The organism is Paractinoplanes aksuensis (assembly GCF_024137025.1).
In the GTDB taxonomy this organism is placed as follows: Bacteria; Actinomycetota; Actinomycetes; order Mycobacteriales; family Micromonosporaceae; genus Actinoplanes; species Actinoplanes aksuensis.
The window spans coordinates 40,395-63,321 of the sequence record NZ_JAMYJR010000051.1; the positions used below are offsets into that span (position 1 = coordinate 40,395).

The following is a 22,927-nucleotide window of genomic DNA, read 5'->3' on the forward strand; positions in this document are numbered from 1 at the left end:
TTTCCGGATGGCCCGACTCGTCCACCTGAACGGCCCGCCGGGCATCGGCAAGTCGACCGTGGCCGCGCTGTACGCCGACCGCCACCCCCGCACGCTGAACCTCGACATCGACGCCCTGCACCACCTGGTCGGCGGCTGGCGCGACGAAAAAGTCGACAACTAGCCGCTGGTGGGGGCGCTGGCCCGGTCGATGGCCACCACCCACCTGAGCGGCGGCCACGACGTGGTGCTGCCTCAATACTTCGCGAAGGTCGACGAGATCACCGAGTTCGAGGGGCTGGCCCGCGCGACCGGCGCGTCCTTCCACGAGATCGTCCTGCTCGACAACCGCCAGGCGGCGATCGACCGCTTCCACCACCGGGCCCGCAACACCGACGACCCGTGGATCCGCCACCACCACCGCCTGCTGGAACGCGCCGGCGGCTCGGCGGTGCTCGGCGCCATGTACGACAACCTGCTCGAAGTCGTCCGCCTGCGCCCGGCCACGATCGTCCTGCCCAGCGCGGCCGGCGCGGTCACCAAGACCTACGAACTGCTCGCCGAAGCCCTCACAGGCCGAGCGTGAGCGGTGCGGCCGGCGGCCCGTCCTGCAGCAGATCGGCCATCAGCGGGGCCAAGGCGCGGGGCGAGAACAGGTCGGGCCCGGGATAGCCGGTGATCTCGGCGAGCGACCACCAGCGGAAGGCGGCGAGCAGCTCGCCGGTGGCCAGGTCCTCGTCGGTGAACTCGCCGCGGGGCTCGAAGTGGGTCGTGCGGACCAGGTAATAGTCGTTGACGATCCCGGGCGCGATCTGATGCCAGACGTACGGTTGGTCGTTGTCGACGATCAACCCGGTTTCCTCGCGCAACTCCCGGCGCAGCGCGGTCATCCCGTCCTCGCCCGATTCCACGCCGCCGCCGGGAGCAGCCCAGACGGCCGGCACTCCGGCGGGCACTGCCGGGTGGGGAAAGACGAACTGGCACAGCAGGATGCGGTCGTCCTCGTCGAGAATGATCCCGCGGGCCGCGTGGCGAGGGTTCACTGCGACGGCCGGATCCGGGTGAAGAACCGGCGGCGCAGCCCCTCGGCCAGCAGCAGAAAGGCCAGCACGGTCACGACCAGCAGCCCGCCCACGATGAGCAGGAAGGCCGGGTCGCCCGCGTACCAGACCGAGGCATCGGACAGCATCTCACCCCACGACGGGTCCGGCGGGGTGCGAAGACCCCTTCCCACGTACGCCATCCGGACCTCGACGATCAGGTTGAGCGGCACCAGCAGGGCCCCCGCCAGCAGCGCCGGCCCCAGCAGCCCCCGCACCCGCCCCCGCCGCACGGCGACCGCCACCCCCAGCCCGATCAGCACCTGCACGAGGGCCGCGGCCAGCGCCACCCCGAGCGAGAACTGCAGACTGCGCACGAGCCGGGTGAGCACGTCCCGCCCCATCCCCGGCTCGACGCCCAGCCAGTGCTCCCCGCTGATCCCCCCGAAGCTGCCCACCGGCGCCCCACTCGTCGGATCGAACCGATCGATGTTGAAACTGTACGAATCGTGCCCGGCCGCAGCCGTGATCACCGGAGCCAGGGCCGCCACCGCCACCAACGACCCGGCAGCAACCGCACCCACCACCAACACCTTCGACCGCCGTCGCCCCGGCGCCACGCGCTGCTCTTGATCCATTCGCTCCACCCGATCCCCGAGCCGCGGATGCTATCGGAAAAGAGGCGTCCGAATCGACCAGCACCGGCTAATCCGGGGGCGTGACGGCCGTACGGCTGAAGCCTTTGGTGTCTGCCCTGGTCACCGCCCTTGGTCGTGACTGATCAGGGGAGGCCGGCCCGCCGTTCGCGGGATTCGGCGGCCTTTGGTCCATTTCACGGGCTCCCGGGTGATTCGAGGCTTGGCCTACCGCGACGCCCGATCGCGGATCGTGCCTGACGCAGAAGGACACTCGATGACACACCACCGCTCGCCCCTCCGGGGACGCAGCATCGCCGCCCTGACGGCCTGCGCCGTGGCCGCGACCGGCCTCACGGTCGTGACCGGCGCCGGCGCCGCCTCGGCCGCGGCGAACAGCTACCGCTCGATCTCCGTGACCGCCGACGGGTCGGGCTACGTGCTGACCAACACCGGCGGCGGCACCTATGCCTTCGGCTCGGTCCGCTACCGCGGCAACCCGGCGGGCTTCTCCGGAGAGATCGTCGGTGTCTCGGCCACTGCCGACGGATCCGGCTACGCGGCCATCTCGAGCCGGGGGCAGGTGTACGCCTACGGGACCGTCACTTACCGAGGCAACCCGACCGGCTTTTCCGGGGACATCGTCGGCGTCTCGGTGACCGCCGACGGATCCGGCTACGCGGCCGTCTCCAGCACCGGTCAGGTGTACGCCTACGGGTCCGTCCGGTACCACGACAATCCGCGCGGCTTCACAGGTCGCATCGTCGGCATCTCGGCCACCGCCGACGGGTCCGGGTACGCGGCCGTCTCCAGCGCCGGTCAGGTGTACGCGTACGGGACGGTGGCCTACCGCGGCAATCCGGCCGGCTTCTCGGGGCAGATCGCCGGCATCTCGGCCACAGCGAACGGTTCCGGCTACGCCGCCATCTCGAGCACCGGTCAGGTGTACGCCTACGGCACCGTCGCCTACCGCGGCAACCCGACGGGTTTCACCAACGGGATCAGCGGGATCTCGGTGAGCGGCAACGGATCCGGGTACGCCGCAGTGTCGGGCATCGGCCAGGTCTACGCGTACGGCACGGTGGCCTACCGCGGCAACGCCGACCCGGGCAGCACGGCGCCGAGCGGTCTGCGGGCCCGGATCGTCGAGCGCGCCATCGCCGAACTGAACAACACCAGCCGCAACAACGGGGCCCGGCCCAGCAAGTGCAACTTCTATTCCGGCACCGGGACGACGGGCGCTGTGTGCACCGGCCCGAACAAAGAACGCTGGCGCAGCCAGGACTGGTGTGCCGACTTCACGCGCTGGGTGTGGGGCCAGTCCGGGGCGAACGTCGGCGGCCTCACCGCCGGGGCGGTCAGCTTCAAGAAGTACGGCGACGCCAAGCGTACGTGGGTGCCCGGCAACACCCTGGCCGGAGTCCAGCCCGGCGACGCGATCGTGTACGACGTCAACAACGCGAGCACCTGGGCCAGCCACGTCGGCGTCGTGGTCGCCGTCGGGAACACGACGGTCACCACGATCGACGGCAACTTCAGCGGCGGCAAGATCGTCCGAAGCACCGTCACCCGGGGCGCCCGGTTCGGCTCGAAGACGATCTCGGGATACGCCCGCCCGGTCAGCTGAGGCCGCTGAAGCGGAGCCAGGCCTCGGCGGCGATCGGGTCGATCCCGAGGCCGTCGAGGTCACCGGTCAGCGTGACGCGGACGTGGAGGTCCTGACCCCGTCAACCTTGCCGCAAACATCTTAGCCATTAAGATAATGCGATGGACATATCGACCGACTTCTCCGTGGCGATCTCCGGGGCCGGGCTGTCCGGGCTCTGTCTCGCCCAATATCTGATGCGCGCCGGTATCGACGTGCATGTGTACGAGCGGGATCCGGGGCCCTTCGTGCGGCAGCAGGGCTATCGGATCATCCTGGACCGGCACGGGCTGCGGGCGCTGCAGGAGAGCCTGCCCCGCCCCCTCTACCGCCTGGCCCTGGCCACCGGGGACGAGCCCGGCGGACATCTGCGCTTCACCGATCGGCGGCTGCGCAACGCGATCACCATCAACTTCAAGGACGAGCCGCACGCGACCCGGCAGGTCGACCGGCTGACCCTGCGCTCCATCCTGATGGCGGGGCTGGACGGGCGCATCCACTACGGCAAGACGGCCGTCGCGGTCGACAACAGCCCGGCCGGGCTGCGGCTGCGGTTCGCCGACGGCACGGCGATCACGGCGAGCGTCGTCGTGGGGGCGGAGGGCGTCCGCTCGACCCTGCGCGCGCAGCTCATGCCCGACGCGAGCCCGGCCGCCACCCCGATGGCCGGTGTCTACGGCCGGTCGCCCCTGCGGCGCAACGCCCTCCCTGAAAGCTTGCGAACGAGCGGCGTCCTGGCCATCGCCGACCGGCGGGACCGGGCCTTCTTCTTCACCCCCATGCGGTTCGGTGAGAACCCGCGTCAGGCGTTCGCGCGGCTGGCCCCGGGCAGCTACGCGCCCACCGGCGACGACTACGTCATGTGGGGCATGCTGCTGAGGCAAGAAGAGGTGCCCCACGGCGCCCGCGGTGACCTGCTGGCCCTGCGGGATCTGGCCTCCGAGCTGAGCGAGGACTTCCACCCGCTGATCCGGCGGCTGGTCGACACGGCCGAGCTCGACGCGACAGTGCTCAATCTCTTCGCCACCGGCCGCCGGCCCCAGCAGTGGGCCCTGCCCCGGGCGACCATGATGGGCGACGCCGTGCACGTCATGCCCCCGTTCGGCGCGCACGGTGGCAACACCGCGCTGCGCGACGCCGCCCTGCTGGGCCACAAACTCGTCGAGGCCCGGGCGAGCGGCGCTCCGGTCGAGGACGCGATCACGGCCTATCAGGACGAGATGATTCCGTACGCGTTTCAGGCCGTTGACACCGCGGCCCGCCTGATGCGCCGCTTGATCGGGGGCGCGGCGGCACCGCACTGGGTGCTGACCCGCGTACTACCGCGGCTGCACCGCGTCACCGTGCCGGAGGCATGATGGCCGGCATGTCCCCCGAGCCCACCCGTACGTCCGCGATCGCCGACCTGATGCGGGCCGGCCGCGAGATGTCCCGGCTGTCCATGGTGTTCCGCTACGCCATCGCCGACCGGCTGGGCCTGACCGTGAGCGACCTGGAGTGCCTGGACTTCCTGGCCGACGCCGGCCCGGCCACCGCGGGCCAGATCGCCGACCGCACCAACCTGACCACCGGCGCCGTGACCAGCATGCTCCGCCGGCTCCAGCAGTCCGGCTACCTCACCACCGAACGCGACCCGGCCGACCGGCGCCGCGTGATCGTCACCCCCCGCCCGGAGCGCATCGCCGAGCTGGAGCAACCGTACGAGCGCTTCGCCAGCCGCACAGCCAGCCTAATCGAGGGCTACAGCACCGACGAACTCACCCTCCTGACAGACCACTACACCCGAATGCACCAGATGTATGCCGACGAACTAGACCAGCTCCGCGATGGCCGCCCGCACACCGGAGGGCCCGGACCGGCCTCCTCTCCATAGCCGACCCCGCTCGGCACCAGCCGGGCACCGAGGAGTCACTCGACCACACGATGGATCCGGCGGATGACGATGCCCGTCGGGCCGATGCGTCCCGAGCTTATACCCAGCCATTCAATCGCGAATGGACCGTGCAACTGCGGCTAGAGCACAGGTTTCGTAGATTTTTGACGAAACTGATGGCGTGTCGACACCAGCGCGGCAGGTAGGATGACCTGGTGTTGATCAGGTTCGAAGCGTCCAACTTCCGGTCTCTGGCAGAGAACGTGGAGCTCTCGATGGTTGCCGTGGATCGGGACCGGGACGAGGCGCGACCGGCCCCGCTCCTCGGCGAGAGCCTGGTAACGGTGGCCGCAATCTATGGGCCGAATGCTTCAGGAAAATCTAATGTCGTCGCCGCTTTCACATGGCTGAGAGACGCGATACTTCTCTCACTTCGAGCGTGGGAAGACGAGATCCCGATCGAGCCGTTCGCATTCGGCGACAGCGCTGACGACAACTCCGTCTTCGTTCTGGAACTGCTCATCGACGGCGTGCGATTCGAATATCTACTCGAACTCGACCGTGAGCGCGTTTACTATGAGGCACTGTTCCACTATCCCGAGCGAAAAAGGCGACGAATTTTTGAGCGGGACGATCTGGAATTAAAGCTTCAACGTGGACTCGGCGGCCTGTCGGGTACGCGTGAGCTCTTGACCCCGACCACTCTCGCACTGTCCGTCGCCCGCAGGTTCGAAGAGCCGCTGGTCAGCCAGTTTGCCCGAGAGCTGGCCCGCGCCGAAGTCTTCGGGCTGCAGCGCCGTTCACGTTACAGCGGTGCCGGTTTCGGGCCTACGCGATCATCGATTGCATCGCGCGCAACGATGCGCTGGTTCGAGGACAGCGTCGACCAGTTGCCGCTCTTCGGCGATCAATCCGAACGGGATCAGGCCCTGGCACTGCTTCAGCTGGCCGACCTCGGGATCTCCGATGTTGTCGTGGACGAGGAGGAAATGGTCTACTCGTCGTCACCCCGCGAGAGATCGAGTCGCAAAAGGGTTCGGTTGGTGCACAAGGCAGGAACGCGCGATGTCCCTTTGAATTTCGAACTGGAATCGGAGGGCACCAAAACCTGGTTCCACATGATTGGACCAGTGCTGAACGCGTTGCGTGATGGTTCGATCATTGTCTTCGACGAGCTGGATGCCAGCTTGCACCCCACCGTCTCCGCAGAACTGCTCAAGTTCTTCCACAGCCCGACACTCAACCCGCGCGGCGCGCAGCTCGTCTTCACCTCGCACGACACAAGCCTGCTCAATCACCTGAACCGCGATGAGGTGTGGCTGACCGAAAAGAGAGACGACGGATCAACCAGGCTGGGCGCACTGGCCGAATTCGCGGGCGAACGAGTTCGCCGCTCCCAGAACCTGGAGTCAGCGTATCTTCACGGCCGATTCGGCGCGTTGCCGCAGGTAGATCAATCCGATTTCCTGCGGGCTGTCGGACTGATCGGGTGAAAGACAGTCGTCTGAAACGAGAGCGCGGCCGATCGGGCAAACCGCTGAAGCGGCGGGCCGGGAGCCGGCGCGAACTCAAGACAATAGTCGTGTTCTGCGAAGGCAAGAACACGGAGCCGGATTACGTGGGCGGGCTCAAGAGGCTGCCCCAAGTCCAGGACAGCACGGCCCTCAACATCGAGATTCACCCGGAGCAGGGAACGCCACTGACTCTGGTCGAGATGGCGGTGGGGCGGATAACTGAGCCTGAGGTTGATGAGTGCTGGTGCCTGTTCGACGTCGAGTGGCCCCAGAATCACCCAAATCTGAACGCTGCAGTTGCATTAGCTGATGCAAACGGAGTTCAGCTTGCCATATCGAATCCATGCTTCGAGCTCTGGCTCATCCTCCACTACCAAGATCATACCCGATTCGAGAACACCAGTGCGGTCGAAAAGGCCAGCCGGCAGCTTGATCGGCGGAAAGGAAAGACGATCGACGCATCTGTCTACATGCCGCTACGCCAAGCTGCCGGCCGGCGGGCCGCCGCACTGGATCGCCGTCACGCCAAAGACGGAAACGTATTCCCGAACAACAACCCCTCCTCCGGAATGCATCGGTTCCTGGAAGCCGTGGAAGGATCGTGAAAACCGCATCCTCCACCGGAAGGTGTGACCAGATGCTGTCAAACCTTCCAGAACCAAGAAGCATCGCTGGAGCGGAGTGAATCGCTTTGGTTCACGACGTGGTCAACGTTCGGGAACGCTGAGCCCGACCAGGATGACGCCTCGGTAGACGACGACCGGGGTGCCGGTGCCGTCGCGGCGGGTCACTACGACCTCGTCGAGTGGGCCGGGCTGCGACCCGGGGCGGGCCGCCCGCAGCGAGATCACGAGGTGGGCGCCGTCCGGGGTCGGGACGACCGGGCCGAGGCGCTGGTCGGGGCCGGCGCCGGTGGCCACCTCCGTCCGCCCGCCGGTCCCGTCCGTGATCAGGATCCGGCTGTCGGCCAGGCCGTGCAGCACGGCGCCATCACCGAGCGCCTTCCCGGGGGCGGCGCCCGGTGGAACCGCGGCGATCCGGCCCTCCCGGGTGAGGGTCATCGACTCGCCGCCCGGCTGGAACGACAGCGCCGGCACCGCCTCGGCGGCGGCCGGACCAGCCTCGGCCTCGGCGACCCGTACCGCCGACGCGGCCGGGGCGCCCGGGACGGCGGTGGCGGTCGCGGAGCTCAACCGGACCGACCAGGCGCTGGTGGCGCGCACGGGTGGGGTCGCGGCGTCCGGCGCGAACGGCAGCTCGACGGCCAGGGCGGTGTCGCCGGCGGCAATCGCGGTGACGGCCCCGGCCATCGGCGGCAACCCGGCGACCGGCGTGACCGACCCCTTCTCGAGATCCAGGACGGCCAGCCGACGCGCGTCCTCGATCAGGGCCCGCCGCCCGTCAGCGGCGAAGGCCACCGTTCCGACGGTGGCCGGGAACGTCCGCACGACGCCCTCGGGGGTGACCACGCTGATCCGGCGCCGATTGTCGACGACGTGCGTCAGGGCGAACCCGCCGGCGGTGAACGCCCCGGAGACCCTGGTGACGGTCACCCCGGTGTGCCGCCGACCGGTGCTGGTGTCGGCGACGACGAGTTGCCGGGGCCGCTCGGTTGTCACCGCGGCCAGCATGCGGCCGTCGGCCGAGGCGGCGATCGGGTAGGCCGGCAGCGCGACTGCCGGACTCGCCCGGCCCGTGGTCAGGTTGATGCCGCCGTACCGACCGGCCCGCTGGTCCGTCCAGTACGCACCGCCGAGCTCGGCCGCGTCGCACGAGGCCTCTGTCGCGGGCTGCACGACCGCGCCGTCGCCGGCCACCACGACACAGCGGGACCCGGTGATCGTCAGCCCGGCCCCGACCCCGGCGGCCTGCCGGGCGGCCACATGGTCGGGCAACGTGACGTCGCGGAGACGGCCGTCGACGACCAGCGCGTCCCGCGGGTCCTCGGCCAGCCCCCGGGCCACGGTCGGGAACCGGGGATCACCCACGGCGACCTCGACATGCCGCCGGACGGGGGTCGGACCGGGCAGGTCGGCGCCGAAGGTGTCCACCGCGAACAACCCGGTCAGGTCGTCGCGACGCTGGTCCGCGACGGGCGCCGCGAGCACCGCCGGACCGAGCCCGCGCACCCCGTCCGGCGCCGGGGCGACCCGGGCGGGCAACGCCGGCGCCTCCGTCCCCGAGCAGCCGGCCACGGCCGCCACCAGGGCCAACGCGGCCATTGCCGAGCCGATCCGCCTGTTCGCCATGCCTTCAGTGTCGATCACGGGCGCCAGACCGGACCAGCCGGTGGTCTTGCGCCCGATCGCGGAAGAGCGGGATCATCACGCATGCCCGACCCGGCCGTTGCCACACCGCGTTTTGTCGGTCGCGATCGTGAGACGGCGGCGCTGCGGGGCGCCCTGGCCCGGCCGCCGGCGATCGTGCTGGTGGAGGGCGAGGCCGGGATCGGCAAGAGCCGGTTGCTGCGCGAGTGGCTGGCCGCGCCCGACCAGCCCACCGCCCTGGTCTCGGTGTGCCCGCCGCTGCGGGAATCGCTGACGCTGGGGCCGATCGTCGACGCGTTCCTGGGGATCGAGCGCCCGCTGCCGAGCGAACGGCTGACCGAGCTCGCGGGCGCGCTACGCCCCCTGTTCCCGGAATGGTCCACGCACCTGCCACCCGCCCTGCCGCCCCTGGACGACGCGAAGGCGGCCCGGCACCGGCTGTTCCGGGCCCTGGACGAGTTGCTGCGGGCGCTGCGGGTCGACGTGCTCGTGCTCGAGGACGCGCACTGGGCCGACGAGGTGACCCTGGAGTTCCTGCTGTTCGTCCTCTCCCGGCAGCAGTCGGACGGGCTCAGCCTGGTGATCTCCTACCGGCCCGAGGAGGTGGACGACGGCTCGCTGCTTCTGCGGCTGACGTCCCGGTTGCCGGCCGGCGTGACCCAGCTGCGGATCGCCCTGGCGCCCATGCGGCCGGACGACACGGCGGCGCTGGTGTCCTCGATGCTGGACGGCAATCCGATCTCGCAGGAGTTCACGACGTTCATGCACGACCGGACCGGCGGCGTCCCGCTGGCCGTGGAGGAGTCGGTCCGTCTCATGTGCGACCGGGCCGACCTGGTCTTCCGCGACGGCCAGTGGGTCCGGCTGAGGTTGCGCGAGCTCCAGGTGCCGCCGACGGTGCGCGACTCCACCCGGGAGCGGGTGAGCCGGCTGTCACCGGCGGCCCAGCAGGTGTTGCGCGCGGCGGCCACGCTGGCCGAGCGGTCCTCGGTGGACACGATCGCGATGACCGCCGGCCTGTCACCGGCCGCGTCCAGGGGCGCCATCGCGGAGGCGGCCGGCGCCGGTGTGCTGGACGGGGACGACCGCGACCGGTGGCGGTTCCGGCACGTGCTGGCGGCCACCGCCGTCTACGAGGCCATCCCGTTGACCGACCGCAGGCAGTTCCACCTGCTGGCCGGGCGGGCCCTGGAGCTCCTGCAGCCGCCGCCCGTGGCCCGCCTCGCCCACCACTTCCGCGAGGCCGGTGAGACCACGTCCTGGGCGCGGTACGCCGAACAGGGCGCCGAGCTGGCCATGGCCTCGGGTGACCACACCAAGGCGGTCGACCTGCTGGTCGATCTGCTGTCGTGGTCCGTGCTGCCGCCGGCCGACCGGGCCCGGGTCGCGCGCACGGCCGGGGTCGCCGCGCTGGGCCGCCGGGAACAGGTCGACGAGGTCTACCACCGCGTGGTCCGCACCCTGCGCTCGGTGCTGGGGACGCCCGGCCTCTCCGCCCGTCAGCAGGCCGAGATCCGCAACCCGCTGGGCCGGCTGCTGATCACCGGGGGCGAGGCTCAGGCCGCGCTGCGCGAGCTGGAACAGGCGGTGGCCAACCTCGACCACGATCCGTTCGAGGCGGCCCGGGCGATGACCTATCTCGGGTGGGCGTACGCGGGACCGTGGCCGGCCTCGACCCACCGGCGCTGGCTGGATCGGGCCGCCGACCTGGCGGCCCGGATCGACTCCCCCGCGCACCGGCTGAACCTGGACGGTAACCGCGCCGCGGCGCTGCTGATGCTGGGCGAGGAGGAAGCCTGGGACGTGGTCGCCGGCCTGCCCGTCGACGGCCCGACGGCGGCCGAGCGCCTCGACGTGGCCCGCATCCACGTCAACATCGGCACCGGGGCGCTGATCTGGGGCCGCTACGCCGACGCCGAGGAGCACCTCGCCGTGGCCCTGCGCCTGGCCGAGGCCGAGCAGGCGTCCCGGTTGCAGCACAATGTCCGGCTCGAACAGGCCAACCTGGCCTGGAACACCGGCCGGTGGGACGGTCTGGCCGAGACGGCGGCGGCCCTCGCCGAGGCCGACCGGGACCGGCCCGCGCACTACCTCGGCAGCGTCCGCCTGCTGGCCCGGCTGGCCGCCACCGCCGGTCGGCGCCGGGCCGCGGAGGAGCAGTTCCAGCTGGTCCTGGACGAGTCGGCCCGGCTCGGCGCGGTCGACGACACCTTGGAGGCGGCGGCCGCGCTGTCCCGGCTGTGGCTCACCGACGGCAACAGCCGCCGGGCTCTGCGCGTCACGAACGAACCCCTGGACACCGTACGGCGGAAAGGCATCTGGGTCTGGGCGACCGACCTCGTGCCGGCCCGGATCGAGGCTCTCCTGGCCGAGGGCGACGCACCGGCCGCGACCCGCCTGGCCGACCAGTTCGCCCGGGGACTGCGCGGGCGTACGGCCCCGGCCCCGCGCGCCGCGCTCACGTTGAGCCGAGCCCTGCTGCTCACGGCGGCCGGGGATCATGCGCGCGCGGCGACCGCCTACGACCGGGCGGCGCGCGCCTGGAGCGCTCTACCCCGCCCGTACGACGCCCTGCGCGCCCGCGAACGCCAGGCCGAAGCACTCCTGGCCCAGGGCCGGGTCGAACCGGGTCGCGAGCTGCTGGCCGCCCAGTACGAGCAGCTGTTCCGGCTCGGCGCCCGCGGCGACGCCGACCGGGTGGCCCAGCGGCTGCGTGAGCACGGCGCCGAGGTCCCGCGGTTGTGGCGCGGCGGCCGGCGCGGGTACGGCGACCAGCTCTCCCCGCGCGAGCTCGACGTGGTGCAGCTGGTCGTCGCGGGCAAGACGAACCGGCAGATCAGCCGGATCCTGGCCAAGTCACCGGCCACTGTGGACCAGCAGCTACGGGCGGCGATGCGCAAGCTGAAGGTGAACTCCCGCACCGCGCTCGCGGTCAAGGCGGTCGAGGCCGGCGTGTTCGCCGATGAAGTTTGACGTATCTGCTCAATAGCTAAGGTCGCTCGTTCCGCCTGAGCATAGCTCCATGATTCATAGCCCCCGGCCGATGGATGACTCCGAGGGCGAGCACCCGCCGCCCTCCGAGCTGCCGCAGGAGTCGCACGACGACGCCCGCGACGACGCCGACGACAAGAGCCACGACCCCTACCAACCCCTGTAGGCGGGAAGAGACACCCATGAGATGGAAAACCCTGGCGGCCTCGCTGGCCGTCATGCTCGGAACAAGCATGTTCCAGGCGCTGCCGGCCTCCGCGGCCGAACCGGAACCCGGCCCAGCCGCGGGCAAGATCGCATCGCCGCTCAAAGACCGCTTCCGATCGCAGCCGTCCTCCGACTTCTGGATCACCTTCGAGACCGGGGCCGACCTCACGCCGGCCAAGAAGATCGCCGACTGGGCGGCCCGCGGCCAGTTCGTCTACGACGCGCTGACCGCGGCCACCAAGAAGTCCGTGACCTCCGTCGCGTCCGAACTCGACCGGGCCGGCGTCAAGTACACCTCGTACCCGATCGCCAACGCTGTGCTGGTCGAGGGCGGCACCGAGAAGCTCGCCCTCGACGTGGCGGCGAAGACGCAGGTCGACGAGATCCACGCGACGCCGCAGGTCGCGCTGGTCGAGCCGGTGGACCAGCAGACTCCCCCGGCCGCCCGGACCGCCGCCCCGAAGGACGGCGCCGTCCCGTGGGGCCTGGACGCCATCCATGCCCCGCAGGCGTGGGCGATGGGGGCCACCGGCGCCGGCATCACCGTGTCCAACATCGACTCGGGCGTGCAGTTCGATCACCCCGCCCTGGCCCACCAGTACCGCGGCGTGATGGCCGACGGCACGGTCGACCACAACTACAACTGGATGGCCACCCGGGGCTCGTGCGCGGGCGCGCCGTGCGACGGCAACGGGCACGGCACGCACACCATGGGCACCATGGTCGGCGACGACGGCACCGAGCACGTCGGCGTCGCCCCGGACGCGCAGTGGATCGCCACCAACGGCTGCTGCGAGAACGGCGTCGAGTCGCTGCTGCGCTCCGGCTGGTGGTTGCTCGCCCCGACCGACGTCCAGGGCAACAACCCCGACCCGTCGAAGCGCCCCCACGTCGTCAACAACTCGTGGGGTCAGAACGTCGAGCACGACTTCAACGACTTCTTCCAGGCCGTCGACGAGGCCTGGACCGCCGCCGGCATGTTCAGCACCTGGTCGTCGGGGAACAGCTCGCCGTACGCGGCCTGCGACACCGTCTCGTCGCCCGGCGCCACCGGCAGCGCCTACTCCGTCGGCGCCCTGTCCGAGGACGGCACGTTGGCCTCGTTCTCCCGCAAGGGCGAAGGTGACGGCGGCCGGATCAAGCCCGAGATCTCCGCTCCCGGCAACGGCGTCCGTTCGTCCTACCCGAACAACACCTACATCGAGATGTCCGGCACCTCGATGGCGGCGCCGCACGTCGCCGGGGCCGTCGCGGCCCTTTGGAGCTACGACCCGACCCTGATCGGGCAGGTCGACACCACCCGCCGCCTGCTCGGCGAGTCGGCCGTCGATGTCGACGACACCGAGTGCGGCGGCACGGCCGAGGTCAACAACAAGTACGGCGAGGGCCGGCTCGACCTCGTCCGCCTGCTGGAACTGGCCCCCCGCCAGGGTGGCACGCTCACCGGCGTCGTCACCGCCGGCGGCGAACCGGTTCCGGCCGCGGACGTGACGATCAGCGGGCCGTTCAGCCGCTCGATCGGCACCGACACGGACGGCAAGTTCACGACCAACCTCCCGGTCGGCGACTACCAACTCAGCACCAAGGTCTTCGGGTACCTGACCGCGACCGCCGACGTCACGATCACCCTCGGCCAGGACACCGCGGTCAAGCTGGCGCTGACCGCGGCCACCAGGCACGACATCAGCGGCCGGGTCGTCGACGACAAGAAGCGGCCCGTCGCCAACGCCGACATCACGATCAAAGACACACCCCTCAAGCCCGTACGTACGGACGCCAACGGCACCTTCGCTTTCAGCGGTGTCCCCGAGGGCGCGTACGGCCTGGCCGTCGAGCCCAACGCCTGCTTCTCGCCCACGACGGTCCCCCTGACCGTCGGCGCGCGGAACGAGCCGTCCGAGATCCCGGTCGGGCTGGTCGTCGACGAAGGCGGCTACAACTGCGCCGTCACCGAGGGCGAATACCTGCGCGGCACCGACCCGGTCACCTTCGGCAGCGGCGTCTGGGCCACGGTGAAGCTGCCGTTCCCGATCGCGCTCTACAACGGCAGCCACGACACCCTCGGCGTCGGCCTGCGCGGCGTGATCTCCCCGGACACCACCACCTCCCCCGGTCACGGCGGTGCGGGCGTCTTCCCGTTCTATGTCGAGAGCCCGCTCGAGTTCGCGCCCGGCGGGGGTGTCTTCACGGCGGCCACCAAGGTCAACGGTGAGGACGCGTTCGTCGTCGAGTACCGCGACGCCGAGATCTGGGCCTGGCCGATCCGGCCGGAGAACACGAAGCCGGTCAACTTCTCGGCCACGTTCACCCGCTCGGGCACGGTGATCCTCGGGTACGGCGACGGCATCGGCCCCGACGACCCGGTGACCGCGGGCGCGAACGGCGTCACCGGCATCCAGGGCTGGGCCGGCGTCGACGGCATCCGGTTCTCCGACCACGCCGCGGTGCTGCGCGACGGCCTGGTCGTCACCTACGACCGGCCCGACTTCGGCTACCTCGACGCGACAGTGGCCGACAAGAACGACAAGCTCCCGGTCGCCGGCGCGAAGGTGTCTTTCAGCACCAAGGCCGGGCTCGTCGAGGCCGTCACCACCAACGGGACGGGTCTCGTGCACCGCCAGCTCCCGGTCGGCGACTACACGATGACGGTCGAGGCGCCGAACTACACGACCGCGTCGTACCCCTTCTCGCTGAAGAAGCTCTACGCCCAGGCCAGGATCGACGTACGGCTGACCACCGGCGCCGCCGGGCTGAAGACCGACGGCCTCGACGCACTGCTGGGCGCCGGCCAGAACGGCGTGGGCTCGCTGACGCTGACCAACAACGGATCCGCCCCCGTCACGTACACCCTGGGCGAAGCTGCCCGGCATCCCGAACTCGATGCCACCGGCGCGGGTGTGGCCAAAAAGGTCGACCTCGCCGCGTGGAAGACCGGGGCGAGCGGCATGAAGCCGTCGAGCGTCGACGGCCAGCCGGCCACGTCGAGCACGGCTGAAGCCCAAGCAGCGGCCAAGGTAGGCGCCACCTCCGGTGGCGACGTCATCACCCGGATCCCGATCCCCGGCACGATCGCGGAGAAAGAGCCCTCGGGCATCGGGTACGACGGCGACGTGTGGGTCCACGACTACATCAAGCGGACCAACACGGCCTACACGGTGACGGGTAGGCGTACGGGAAAGGTCTTCGACGCGGCGTGGAACCCCGACTACCGGGCGTTCGACATGGCATTCGACACCAAGACCGGTGACATGTGCCAGATGGAGGACAGCCCGGCCAGTTACATCCACTGTTTCAACCGCGAGACCGGTAAGGAGACGCGGCAGATCAAGGGTGACTGGTCGACGCTGCAGCTGACCGGTCTCGCCTACAACCCGGCCGACGACGTCTTCTACGTCGGCGGCCGCGTCAACGGCATGATCGGGACCGTCGCCGGCACGTCGCACGACAAGCCGGGCGCGCTCCTGTCGTTCTGCAGCCCGCCGCTGCCCGAGGTGATGGGTCTGGCCTACAACCAGGCGTCGGACACGATCTGGTACACCGACCTGACCTTCAACCGGCCCACCCGCCTGTTGCAGGTCGACCCGGACGACTGCTCACTGGTCAACGCGTGGTGGTTCCCCGGTCAGAAGCCGGGCCTGGGCGGCGGCCTCGAGACCGACGCCACCGGCGCGCTGTGGGCGACCGACCAGATCGCCGACGACGTCGTGCTCGTCGACGTCGAGGACGACCTGACCACCGACCTGCCGTGGCTGTCGCTCTCGTCGGCCGGCGGCACCCTCGCCCCCGGCCAGTCCAGGACGGTCAAGGTCTCGATCACGTCGAAGGGCGCCAAGCCCGGGGTCCAGGGCGCCAACATCGTGGTCCGGTCCGACTCCGGACGGCAGCCCAAGAGCTACGTCCCGGTGACGCTGACGACCACGAAGTACCAGGTCGGTGTCAACGCCGGCGGGGCCAAGCTGACCGACGGCTCCGGCTTCACCTGGTCGGCCGACCAGGCCGCGGGCAAGAAGTCGTGGGGCTACGAGGGCAAGACCAAGGTCGCCACCACGCGGGCCCCGATCGCGGCCCTCTTCCAATCGCAGCGCACCACGGACGACAAGCGGCTGTTCTACCGCTTCCCGGATGCGCCCCAGGGCACGTACGCCATCGACTTCGGGTTTGCCGAGATCGAGAACGCGGGTCGGGGCAAGCGGGTGTTCGACGTCCTCGTGGACGGGGAGCTGACGTACTACGCCTACGACCCGGCCGCAGCGGTCGGGCCGAACACCGCCGACTGGCGTCAGGCGGTTGTGCAGCACAAGGGCGGTCCGCTGACCGTGGAACTGCGGGGCTCGAAGGGTCTGAAGGCCCCGAGCATCGCCGCGCTGCGGGTCACCCTCGATCCGCGGGCCGATCCGGCGGAACCGGAGGAGCAGCCTTCGCCGCCCGATCCGGGTCCGGTGCCGGTGGCTCCGGCCGGACGCTCGTACGAAATGAAGGTGACTGACGGCCTCTATCGCCAGGGCACGCAGGAATCCGGCTGGTTCGGCGACGAGATGTGCGGACCGCTGTATTTCGACGCCGGCTACCTGCAGCCGTTCTACGACACCGCCTGGGACGGCGTGTGCGTGACGATGAACGGGGCGCTGACCTTCGACCGCATCGGCGGATTCGGGAACAACACGGCGCTGCCGTCCCCGAGCCCCATCGACGCGATCTATCCGTTCTGGGACGACCTCGTCGTCGATGAGGAGGGCGGCATCTACTTCGGCCGGACCGAGGTGGACGGCGTAGCGGCCCAGGTCGTCGAGTGGCGAAACGTCACCTTCTACGAGGATCCGACCGCCCGGGTCAGTTTCTCGGTCACCCTGATCGCCGACGGCCGGATCCAGATCGGCTACGGCGACGGCGTCGGCGGCGACAACCCCCTCACCCAGGGCTCGTCGGCGACGGTCGGGGTGGAGAGCCTCAACCGCAACCCCGCCAGCCAGTACGCCTTCGAGCAGCCCGTCCTGAAGGCCGGCCTCGGGTTGGAATACAGCCTCCCGGCCGCGGGCACGATCGAGGGCACGGTCACCGACAAGAACGACGGCAAGCCGATCGAGGGCGCGATCGTCACCCTTCAGGGCCGTGTGCTCACGACCGACGCCAAGGGCCGGTGGAAGGCGCAGGCGCTGGTCGGCGAGAACACCGTACGGATCGAGGCGCCGAACTACGTCGCCGTGACGCACCCGGTCACCATCACCAACAAGGACCAGGCCGAGGTACGGGACACCGCGTTGACCACGGGCATCGCCACTGTCGCCGGCGGGGAGCTGGACTGGCTCCTCGACAAGAACCAGAAGGCGACGGCCAAGGTGACCGTGACCAACAGCGGCTCCGCCCCGCTCGACGTGCGGGTCAGCGAAGCCACCGAGCTCGGATGGCTGACGCTGAAGGACGCGGCCCCGGTCAGCCTCGCGCCCGGCAAGTCCACGACAGTCACGGTGACGGCCGACAACGCCGGACTCAAACCCGGCGTGCTGACCGGCGAACTGCTGGTGGCGACGAACGCCGGCAAGGGTGACACCCAGCGCGAGCCGGTCCGCCTGGCCACGTCGGCCTACTGGAAAGCCGTGGACGCCGGCGGATCCGGCTTCGCTTCCTGGTCAGCCGATCAGACGCTGGGCTCCCGCTCGTGGGGCTACGTCGGCGGTCGGGTGCGGACCACCCGGGCTGACATCGCCGGCACGCAGGACGACGCGCTGTTCCGCACCCAGCGGACCGGCGAGACGTTCAGCTACGTGTTCAAGAACGCCCCGGCCGGGACGTACCGGATCGGCCTCGACTTCGCCGAGCTCGAGAAGGTCAAGAACGGCCAGCGCGCCTTCGATGTGCTCGCCGACGGCAAAATCGCCCTCTACGACCACGACGTGCAGGCCAAGGTCGGTGCCCTGACCGCGGACACGAACACCGTCACCGTCAAGCACACCCGCGGCGACCTGAAGCTCGTGTTCACCCGGGAGAAGGGTGAAGCCGACCCGATCCTCAACGCCCTGAAGGTTCAGGAGGATCCGCGCCTCTGAGCCACCATTGATAAGAGCCTCCCCGGCGCACTGCTGGGGAGGCTCGGCCGCTCATTTGCGGGCCAGGCCGATCAGATTGTCCAGCCGCTTCGCATCACCGGCCTCGGGGCGCCACTCGGTCACATCGACCAGACCCGGCTCGACGAACTCGAGACCGTCGAAGTAGGCGGCGATCTCCGCCGGGCTCCGCATCGCGTACGGCGGATTGGCGGTGGCATTCCAGATCTCCATGACCTTGTTGAGCTCCGGGTTGGTGTTCGCGCCATCGACGACCAGCAGATAAGCCTCAGTGTCCGCTGTGGATTCACGACGGGTGGTCCCGGTCTGGTTAGCTGTCCGGCATGAGTGGACTCGGACCTGTCGCCTGGCCACCGCCCCCGATCCGCACCGAGCGGCTCGTCCTGCGTGGATCCGAGGCCCGGGACCGGCCGTCGTTCCTCGAGCTGCTGGCCTCGGCCGAGGTGCACACCTATCTGGGCGGTCCCCAGTCGGTGGACGACCTGCCCGAGGTGCCCGAGCGGTGGCCCGGAAGCTTCGTCGTGGAGCTCGACGGGGCGATGATCGGCCAGGTCCTGCTGCGGCGGGCGACCGGGACCCGCCGCCCGGCCGCCGTGGGCCGGGTCGACCTCGGTTACCTGTTCCTGCCGCGGGCGTGGGGATCCGGATACGCCACCGAGGCGTGCGCGGCTGCGCTCGACTGGTTCGACCGCGCGCTCCCCGGCGAGCCCGTGGTGCTGTTCACCCGGAGCGCCAACGTCGCCTCGATGCGGCTGGCCGCCAAGCTGGGCTTCACCGAGGTCGAGCGGTTCGAGGCGTGGGGCGCGGAACAGTGGCTGGGCGAGCGGATCAGCCGATAGTGAGCCGGGCGCCGTGCAGGGTCACGTACCAGTCCGAGTCGGTGAAGTCCGGCCCGGTCTCGGGCCCGATGTAGGCGTCGAGGTGCCGGCTGCCACCCAGCCCCGGCGTGAACTCGTCGGTGATCAGCCAGGACGCCCGGCGCAGGGCGGCACAGGTCGTACCGGGCAGGGCCGAGCCGTCGTCCTGGCGTCCGCAGGCGCTGATGGTGAAGCGGGTGCCGTAAGGCAGCACGCCGGGGTCGGCCGCCGCCGAGACGAACGGCACCAGGGCCCGCCCGTCGGCACTGCGCGGCTGCGAATCGAGCCAGAACCCGATGTCGTACGACCAATTGAGGTACCGACCGGAGGCCGTACGCCCGGTCCCCTCGTCCTCCACCGCCTGGACGAAGTCCTCCGGGTAGGTGCCGAGATCGTCGTCGCCGTTGGAGCAGTCCAGCTTGAGGCAGCCGGTGACCGCGCGCGGGTCCCCGTCGTGGAACTTCTCGACCGCCGTGTAATAGACGGTGACCTCCCAGCCGTCGCTGACCCGACCCGAGCTACGGCTGGTCGTGCGGGACGGCGACGGCGTCGGCCCGGCGCTCGTCCGGGGTGACGGCGGCAGCCCGAAGTCCGGAAAGTCCAACGCCGGCCACGACGGCCGCACCTGCGCCGCGCTCGGCGCGACGCGCGCCGACGGGCCGACCGTGACCTCGGCCGCGCCACTCCGAGCCCCCGGATCCGTACCGCAGCTGGACGCCACCACGACCAGTCCAACCCACAAAATGCGACATAGGCGCATTAAGTGAGAATGCCAGTTCTCGACCGCCCGCGCAGAACTCCCCGGCCAACGGTCGCCAGCTCTTCTCTCCGCGCACCCATGTTGGCTGGGCCGGGCGCCGGCGGAGCCGTGCGAACCGGATCCGGCGGGTGTCACCAGTGCAAGCGCTTGGCTTTCATGTCGACGCCCCGACGGGGCCCAGACGACCGGGACCGGCGCCACAGCACCCACAGGGCACCCATCGCCACACCCTGCACCACCAAGAGGAAGGTCTCCCAGCCCGGCTGACCGTCGAAAACAAAGGCGCGCAAGCCGATCGCCCCCAGCCCTACAACGGTGGCGACGGCAATCAGTGTCCGGCGGAGTTTCATGCCCGCCCCGCCCGGACCTGCCGGACGACGTCGCGGCTCACCTCGAGCACCTCGTCGGGATGCGTGAGCTGCGCGTTGTGGTCGGCCCCGGGCCACGAGACGAGCTCGACCCAGGCCGCCCGGACATCCGGCCGGGTCGCCCGCCGAAGGTGCCGGTTCACCCCGACCGCCCCGATCAGCGGCTGCACCACCCGCCCGAGCACCGGAAGCCGATGCAGCCGTTCGACGGTCCCCATGGTCTGCGTGAGCCGCCTGGCCATGACAGCATCGTTGACCGGCGACGGATCGATCAGCACAACCCCGGCCACATCCGCCGGATAGTCCCGCGCGAACAACGCCGCCACCGCTCCACCCAGACTCTGCCCGATCACCACCACCGGACCCAGCCCCGCCTCAGCCACGGTGGCATGCAGATCAGCCGCAGCCCGAGCCAGCGACCCGCCCACACCCGAAGCACCGGTCCCCGGCCGATCGTGCAGGATCACCCGGCATCCCGGATCCGCCACGAGCCCCTCAACCAGCCCCGGAAAGAACCCGGCCACCGCCGCCGCCCCACCCGGCAGCAACAGCACCCCCGGCCCGCCCACCCCACGAATGTCGAGCATCCGCCCACCCTAAAGCCTCAACACCCGCCACCAGCACCACAGCGCCCGTGCCGACGCTCAGCGCGCCGCCGAGCAACCGCGTTCGAGAGATGCGGCTGCGGCCGGCAGAATCACGGACCCACCGCAGCCGCCCCAAGCCCAGCCCACCTCAGCTCGGCACCCTCAGCCTCAGCCCCAGCGCAGCATGCCCAACGCGGCCGGCCTCGCTCGGAACACTTAGCCCCAGCCCAACGCAGCGGGCCTCGCGCAGCCGACTCTCGCGCGGTAGGCCCTCGCGCATGGGACGCAACGGCGCCGCAGAAGTCAGGCGGACCCTTGCCGGGTCAGCTCGGGAACCCCTGGAGTGGCCGGCTCGGGCGCCACGGGCCTCTTCGACGGGCGGCGGCGGATCAGCTCGCCCAGCAGGGCGACACCCAGGGCGACACCGAGACCGGCCACCAGCCCCATCGCGGGGTTGGACTCGAAGGCGGCACCACCCAGATAACCGATGATTCCCGAGTACGTGGCCCACAGCGCAGCGGCCACGGCCGCGAACCCGGAGAAGCGAGCCAACGGGTATCCCGTGGCACCCGCTCCCGTAACCACCGCCGTACGACCGCCCGGAACGAAGCGACCCGCGATGATCAGCGCACCCCCACGACGGTGCAGATGCGAAGCCATCCGATCCGCGGCCCACCCCAGACGGCCGCCACCCCGCCCGTTCCGGAGCCACCATCGACCGAGCCCATAGCCCAAGTGATCGCCGACGAAAGCGCCCACCGCAGCCAGCAAGATGATCAGCGACAACGACGGCACTCCCGAAACCGCAAACACCGCTGCCGCAATGACAACAGTCTCCGAAGGCACGGCCGGCAGCACAGCGTCGAGCATCGCCAGCACAAAGATCACGGCGTAGATCGCCGGAGAGGCCATGGCGCCCTCGATCAGCTCCATCATTCCCGTTCCACCCCCTCGACCACCCACGCACACACCCCGACCACAACCAGCACGAGCGCCAGCAAAATGCGCTCAGCCAGCCCCGCATACGGAAAGAGCTCAGCCCCGAACAACACCGCCGGCCCATGCGCCACCCCGAACGCAACACAGGCCGCCAGGGCCGCCAATCCCACCCCCCGAAGCACCCGAACCCGCCCCGCCTCCACCCACAACCCACCCACCCACTCCCGAGGACGCTCCACCTCACCCCGCCTTCCAGCTCCCACACCCAAGACGAAACGTTCCGTCTCACTCAGCCGCCTCACCGCCCGCCGCGAAACGAAACGGCTCGTCCCGCCCTGCCGACCGGCCCGCCGCCGCAGGACGACCCGTTTCGTCTCGCCCTCCTGACCAGCCGCCCAGCGCAACACGAAACGTCTCGTCCCGCCCTCTCGACCAGCCGCCTGGCGCGAGACGAAACGGCCCGTCTCGCCTTGCTGCCCGACCGCCCGGCGCAACACGAAACGGCCCGCCTCGCCTTGCTGCCCGACCACGCCACGCGAGACGAAACGGCCCGTCTCGCCTTGCTGCCCGACCACGCGACGCGAAACGAAACGGCTCGTCCCGCCCTGGTGATCGGCCCGACGGCGCGGAACGACACGTGTCGTTTCGCCTTGCTGCCCGACCGCCCGGGGCGAAACGAAACGGCTCGTTTCGGGTTGGCGGGCGGCGGCCTCGGCGAGCAGCAGCGCGATCAGCGGCGGTAGCGCGGCCATCAAGCCCGCCCCGAGCCGGTGCACCATCGCTACCCACCCCGGTTCAGTGCCGGGCAGGTTGGTGGGGAAGAACGCCACCGCCACCATGGCCGCGCACCACACGCCGAGCAGCCACTGGACCGCCCAAGCCCGGGGCAGAGCCCGCCGCACCCCCGCGAGAAGCCACATCCCGCTGAGTGCCAGACCGCACGCCGCCACTATCAGCAGCAGCGCGCCGGGCACGGTCTGCACCGCGTCACTCAGCATCTCGTTCAGCGGGTCGGCGTCCCCGACCAGGAGCAGCGCCACCCCCGCCACGGTGGCCACCGCCAGGCTCGCCTGCGCGTTCCAGAACCAGCGCCGCCGGCCCACACCCACCCCCGCCTGCCCGTTCCAGAACCAGCGCGGCCGGGCACCGCCCGCACCCGCCCGCGCATTCCAGAACCAGCGCCGCCGGCCCACACCCACCCCC

18 protein-coding genes are annotated in these 22,927 nt (G+C 70.4%); 10 read left to right on the plus strand and 8 right to left on the minus strand.

The annotated features are described in order from the left end of the window. The first annotated feature begins 7 nt into the window (after window positions 1-7). Window positions 8-163 carry a P-loop NTPase family protein gene (locus M1L60_RS40180; protein WP_253242840.1) on the plus strand — a complete coding sequence of 52 codons (156 nt, stop codon included), beginning with the start codon at window positions 8-10 and terminating at the stop codon, window positions 161-163. A 6-nt stretch (window positions 164-169) separates the two neighbouring features. Then, window positions 170-565 carry a P-loop nucleotide/nucleoside kinase family protein gene (locus M1L60_RS40185; RefSeq protein ID WP_253242841.1) on the plus strand — a complete coding sequence of 132 codons (396 nt, stop codon included), beginning with the start codon at window positions 170-172 and terminating at the stop codon, window positions 563-565. Here M1L60_RS40185 and M1L60_RS40190 read toward each other — a convergent pair. Further along, the gene (locus M1L60_RS40190; RefSeq protein ID WP_253242842.1) at window positions 549-1,022 is read right to left on the minus strand and encodes an NUDIX domain-containing protein; all 474 of its coding nucleotides are present in this window, start codon (window positions 1,020-1,022) and stop codon (window positions 549-551) included. The genes M1L60_RS40185 and M1L60_RS40190 overlap by 17 nt on opposite strands. Continuing rightward, window positions 1,019-1,603: a hypothetical protein gene (locus M1L60_RS40195; RefSeq protein ID WP_253242843.1), complete on the minus strand. Its 585-nt coding sequence runs from the start codon at window positions 1,601-1,603 to the stop codon at window positions 1,019-1,021. The genes M1L60_RS40190 and M1L60_RS40195 overlap by 4 nt, the downstream gene beginning before the upstream one ends. A 328-nt stretch (window positions 1,604-1,931) precedes the next feature. On the opposite strand from M1L60_RS40195, the gene M1L60_RS40200 reads away from it, so the two are divergent. The 5 genes from M1L60_RS40200 (at window position 1,932) to M1L60_RS40220 (ending at window position 7,291) form a co-directional block, all read left to right on the plus strand. Further along, window positions 1,932-3,281 carry a CHAP domain-containing protein gene (locus tag M1L60_RS40200; protein WP_253242844.1) on the plus strand — a complete coding sequence of 450 codons (1,350 nt, stop codon included), beginning with the start codon at window positions 1,932-1,934 and terminating at the stop codon, window positions 3,279-3,281. Window positions 3,282-3,421: 140 nt separating this feature from the next. Then, window positions 3,422-4,657 (plus strand): FAD-dependent oxidoreductase, encoded by a 1,236-nt coding sequence (locus tag M1L60_RS40205; protein WP_253242845.1) that lies wholly within the window; start codon window positions 3,422-3,424, stop codon window positions 4,655-4,657. A gap of 8 nt (window positions 4,658-4,665) precedes the next feature. Beyond that, on the plus strand, window positions 4,666-5,172 hold the full coding sequence (locus tag M1L60_RS40210) for a MarR family transcriptional regulator (protein WP_253242846.1): 507 nt from the start codon (window positions 4,666-4,668) through the stop codon (window positions 5,170-5,172). Window positions 5,173-5,387: 215 nt separating this feature from the next. Next, window positions 5,388-6,665 carry an AAA family ATPase gene (locus M1L60_RS40215; protein WP_253242847.1) on the plus strand — a complete coding sequence of 426 codons (1,278 nt, stop codon included), beginning with the start codon at window positions 5,388-5,390 and terminating at the stop codon, window positions 6,663-6,665. Next, window positions 6,662-7,291, plus strand: coding sequence for an RloB family protein (locus M1L60_RS40220; RefSeq protein WP_253242848.1), 630 nt, complete (start codon window positions 6,662-6,664; stop codon window positions 7,289-7,291). Before M1L60_RS40215 ends, M1L60_RS40220 begins: the two co-directional genes overlap by 4 nt. Before the next feature lie 102 nt (window positions 7,292-7,393). On the opposite strand, the gene M1L60_RS40225 is transcribed toward M1L60_RS40220, so the two are convergent. Then, entirely contained in the window at window positions 7,394-8,935 is a 1,542-nt protein-coding gene (locus M1L60_RS40225) for a hypothetical protein (protein WP_253242849.1), read from the minus strand. Between the two features lie 81 nt (window positions 8,936-9,016). Here M1L60_RS40225 and M1L60_RS40230 point away from each other — a divergent pair, with 81 nt between their 5' ends. Further along, a complete protein-coding gene (locus M1L60_RS40230; RefSeq protein WP_253242850.1) occupies window positions 9,017-11,926 on the plus strand; it encodes a helix-turn-helix transcriptional regulator in 2,910 nt (969 codons plus the stop codon). A gap of 200 nt (window positions 11,927-12,126) precedes the next feature. Beyond that, window positions 12,127-18,195, plus strand: a complete 6,069-nt coding sequence (locus M1L60_RS40235; RefSeq protein ID WP_253242851.1) for a S8 family serine peptidase — start codon at window positions 12,127-12,129, stop codon at window positions 18,193-18,195. Window positions 18,196-18,246: 51 nt separating this feature from the next. Here M1L60_RS40235 and M1L60_RS40240 read toward each other — a convergent pair whose 3' ends face one another. Continuing rightward, entirely contained in the window at window positions 18,247-18,567 is a 321-nt protein-coding gene (locus M1L60_RS40240) for an SAM-dependent methyltransferase (protein ID WP_308208610.1), read from the minus strand. Here M1L60_RS40240 and M1L60_RS40245 point away from each other — a divergent pair. Next, complete coding sequence (locus tag M1L60_RS40245) at window positions 18,537-19,052, plus strand: GNAT family N-acetyltransferase (RefSeq protein ID WP_253242853.1); 516 nt, start codon at window positions 18,537-18,539, stop codon at window positions 19,050-19,052. The two genes, M1L60_RS40240 and M1L60_RS40245, sit on opposite strands and share 31 nt — an antisense overlap. On the opposite strand, the gene M1L60_RS40250 is transcribed toward M1L60_RS40245, so the two are convergent. From M1L60_RS40250 to M1L60_RS40265, 4 genes are all read right to left on the minus strand, one after another. Continuing rightward, window positions 19,042-19,794 carry an RlpA-like double-psi beta-barrel domain-containing protein gene (locus tag M1L60_RS40250; RefSeq protein WP_253242854.1) on the minus strand — a complete coding sequence of 251 codons (753 nt, stop codon included), beginning with the start codon at window positions 19,792-19,794 and terminating at the stop codon, window positions 19,042-19,044. The genes M1L60_RS40245 and M1L60_RS40250 overlap by 11 nt on opposite strands. A 382-nt stretch (window positions 19,795-20,176) precedes the next feature. Then, window positions 20,177-20,785: an alpha/beta fold hydrolase gene (locus tag M1L60_RS40255; RefSeq protein ID WP_253242855.1), complete on the minus strand. Its 609-nt coding sequence runs from the start codon at window positions 20,783-20,785 to the stop codon at window positions 20,177-20,179. A gap of 303 nt (window positions 20,786-21,088) precedes the next feature. Further along, window positions 21,089-21,721: a DedA family protein gene (locus M1L60_RS40260; protein WP_308208611.1), complete on the minus strand. Its 633-nt coding sequence runs from the start codon at window positions 21,719-21,721 to the stop codon at window positions 21,089-21,091. Beyond that, window positions 21,718-22,923: a DUF998 domain-containing protein gene (locus M1L60_RS40265; protein ID WP_253242856.1), complete on the minus strand. Its 1,206-nt coding sequence runs from the start codon at window positions 22,921-22,923 to the stop codon at window positions 21,718-21,720. The genes M1L60_RS40260 and M1L60_RS40265 overlap by 4 nt, the downstream gene beginning before the upstream one ends. Window positions 22,924-22,927 lie beyond the last annotated feature (4 nt).

What these genes read in the sequence shown, in the direction of transcription:
- M1L60_RS40180 (WP_253242840.1), top strand. Translation starts at nt 8, where the DNA reads ATGGCCCGACTCGTCCACCTGAACGGCCCGCCGGGCATCGGCAAGTCG.
- M1L60_RS40200 (WP_253242844.1), top strand. Translation starts at nt 1,932, where the DNA reads ATGACACACCACCGCTCGCCCCTCCGGGGACGCAGCATCGCCGCCCTG.
- M1L60_RS40205 (WP_253242845.1), top strand. Translation starts at nt 3,422, where the DNA reads ATGGACATATCGACCGACTTCTCCGTGGCGATCTCCGGGGCCGGGCTG.
- M1L60_RS40210 (WP_253242846.1), top strand. Translation starts at nt 4,666, where the DNA reads ATGTCCCCCGAGCCCACCCGTACGTCCGCGATCGCCGACCTGATGCGG.
- M1L60_RS40225 (WP_253242849.1), bottom strand. Translation starts at nt 8,935, where the DNA reads ATGGCGAACAGGCGGATCGGCTCGGCAATGGCCGCGTTGGCCCTGGTG.
- M1L60_RS40230 (WP_253242850.1), top strand. Translation starts at nt 9,017, where the DNA reads ATGCCCGACCCGGCCGTTGCCACACCGCGTTTTGTCGGTCGCGATCGT.
- M1L60_RS40235 (WP_253242851.1), top strand. Translation starts at nt 12,127, where the DNA reads ATGAGATGGAAAACCCTGGCGGCCTCGCTGGCCGTCATGCTCGGAACA.
- M1L60_RS40245 (WP_253242853.1), top strand. Translation starts at nt 18,537, where the DNA reads ATGAGTGGACTCGGACCTGTCGCCTGGCCACCGCCCCCGATCCGCACC.
- M1L60_RS40255 (WP_253242855.1), bottom strand. Translation starts at nt 20,785, where the DNA reads ATGCTCGACATTCGTGGGGTGGGCGGGCCGGGGGTGCTGTTGCTGCCG.
- M1L60_RS40260 (WP_308208611.1), bottom strand. Translation starts at nt 21,721, where the DNA reads ATGATGGAGCTGATCGAGGGCGCCATGGCCTCTCCGGCGATCTACGCC.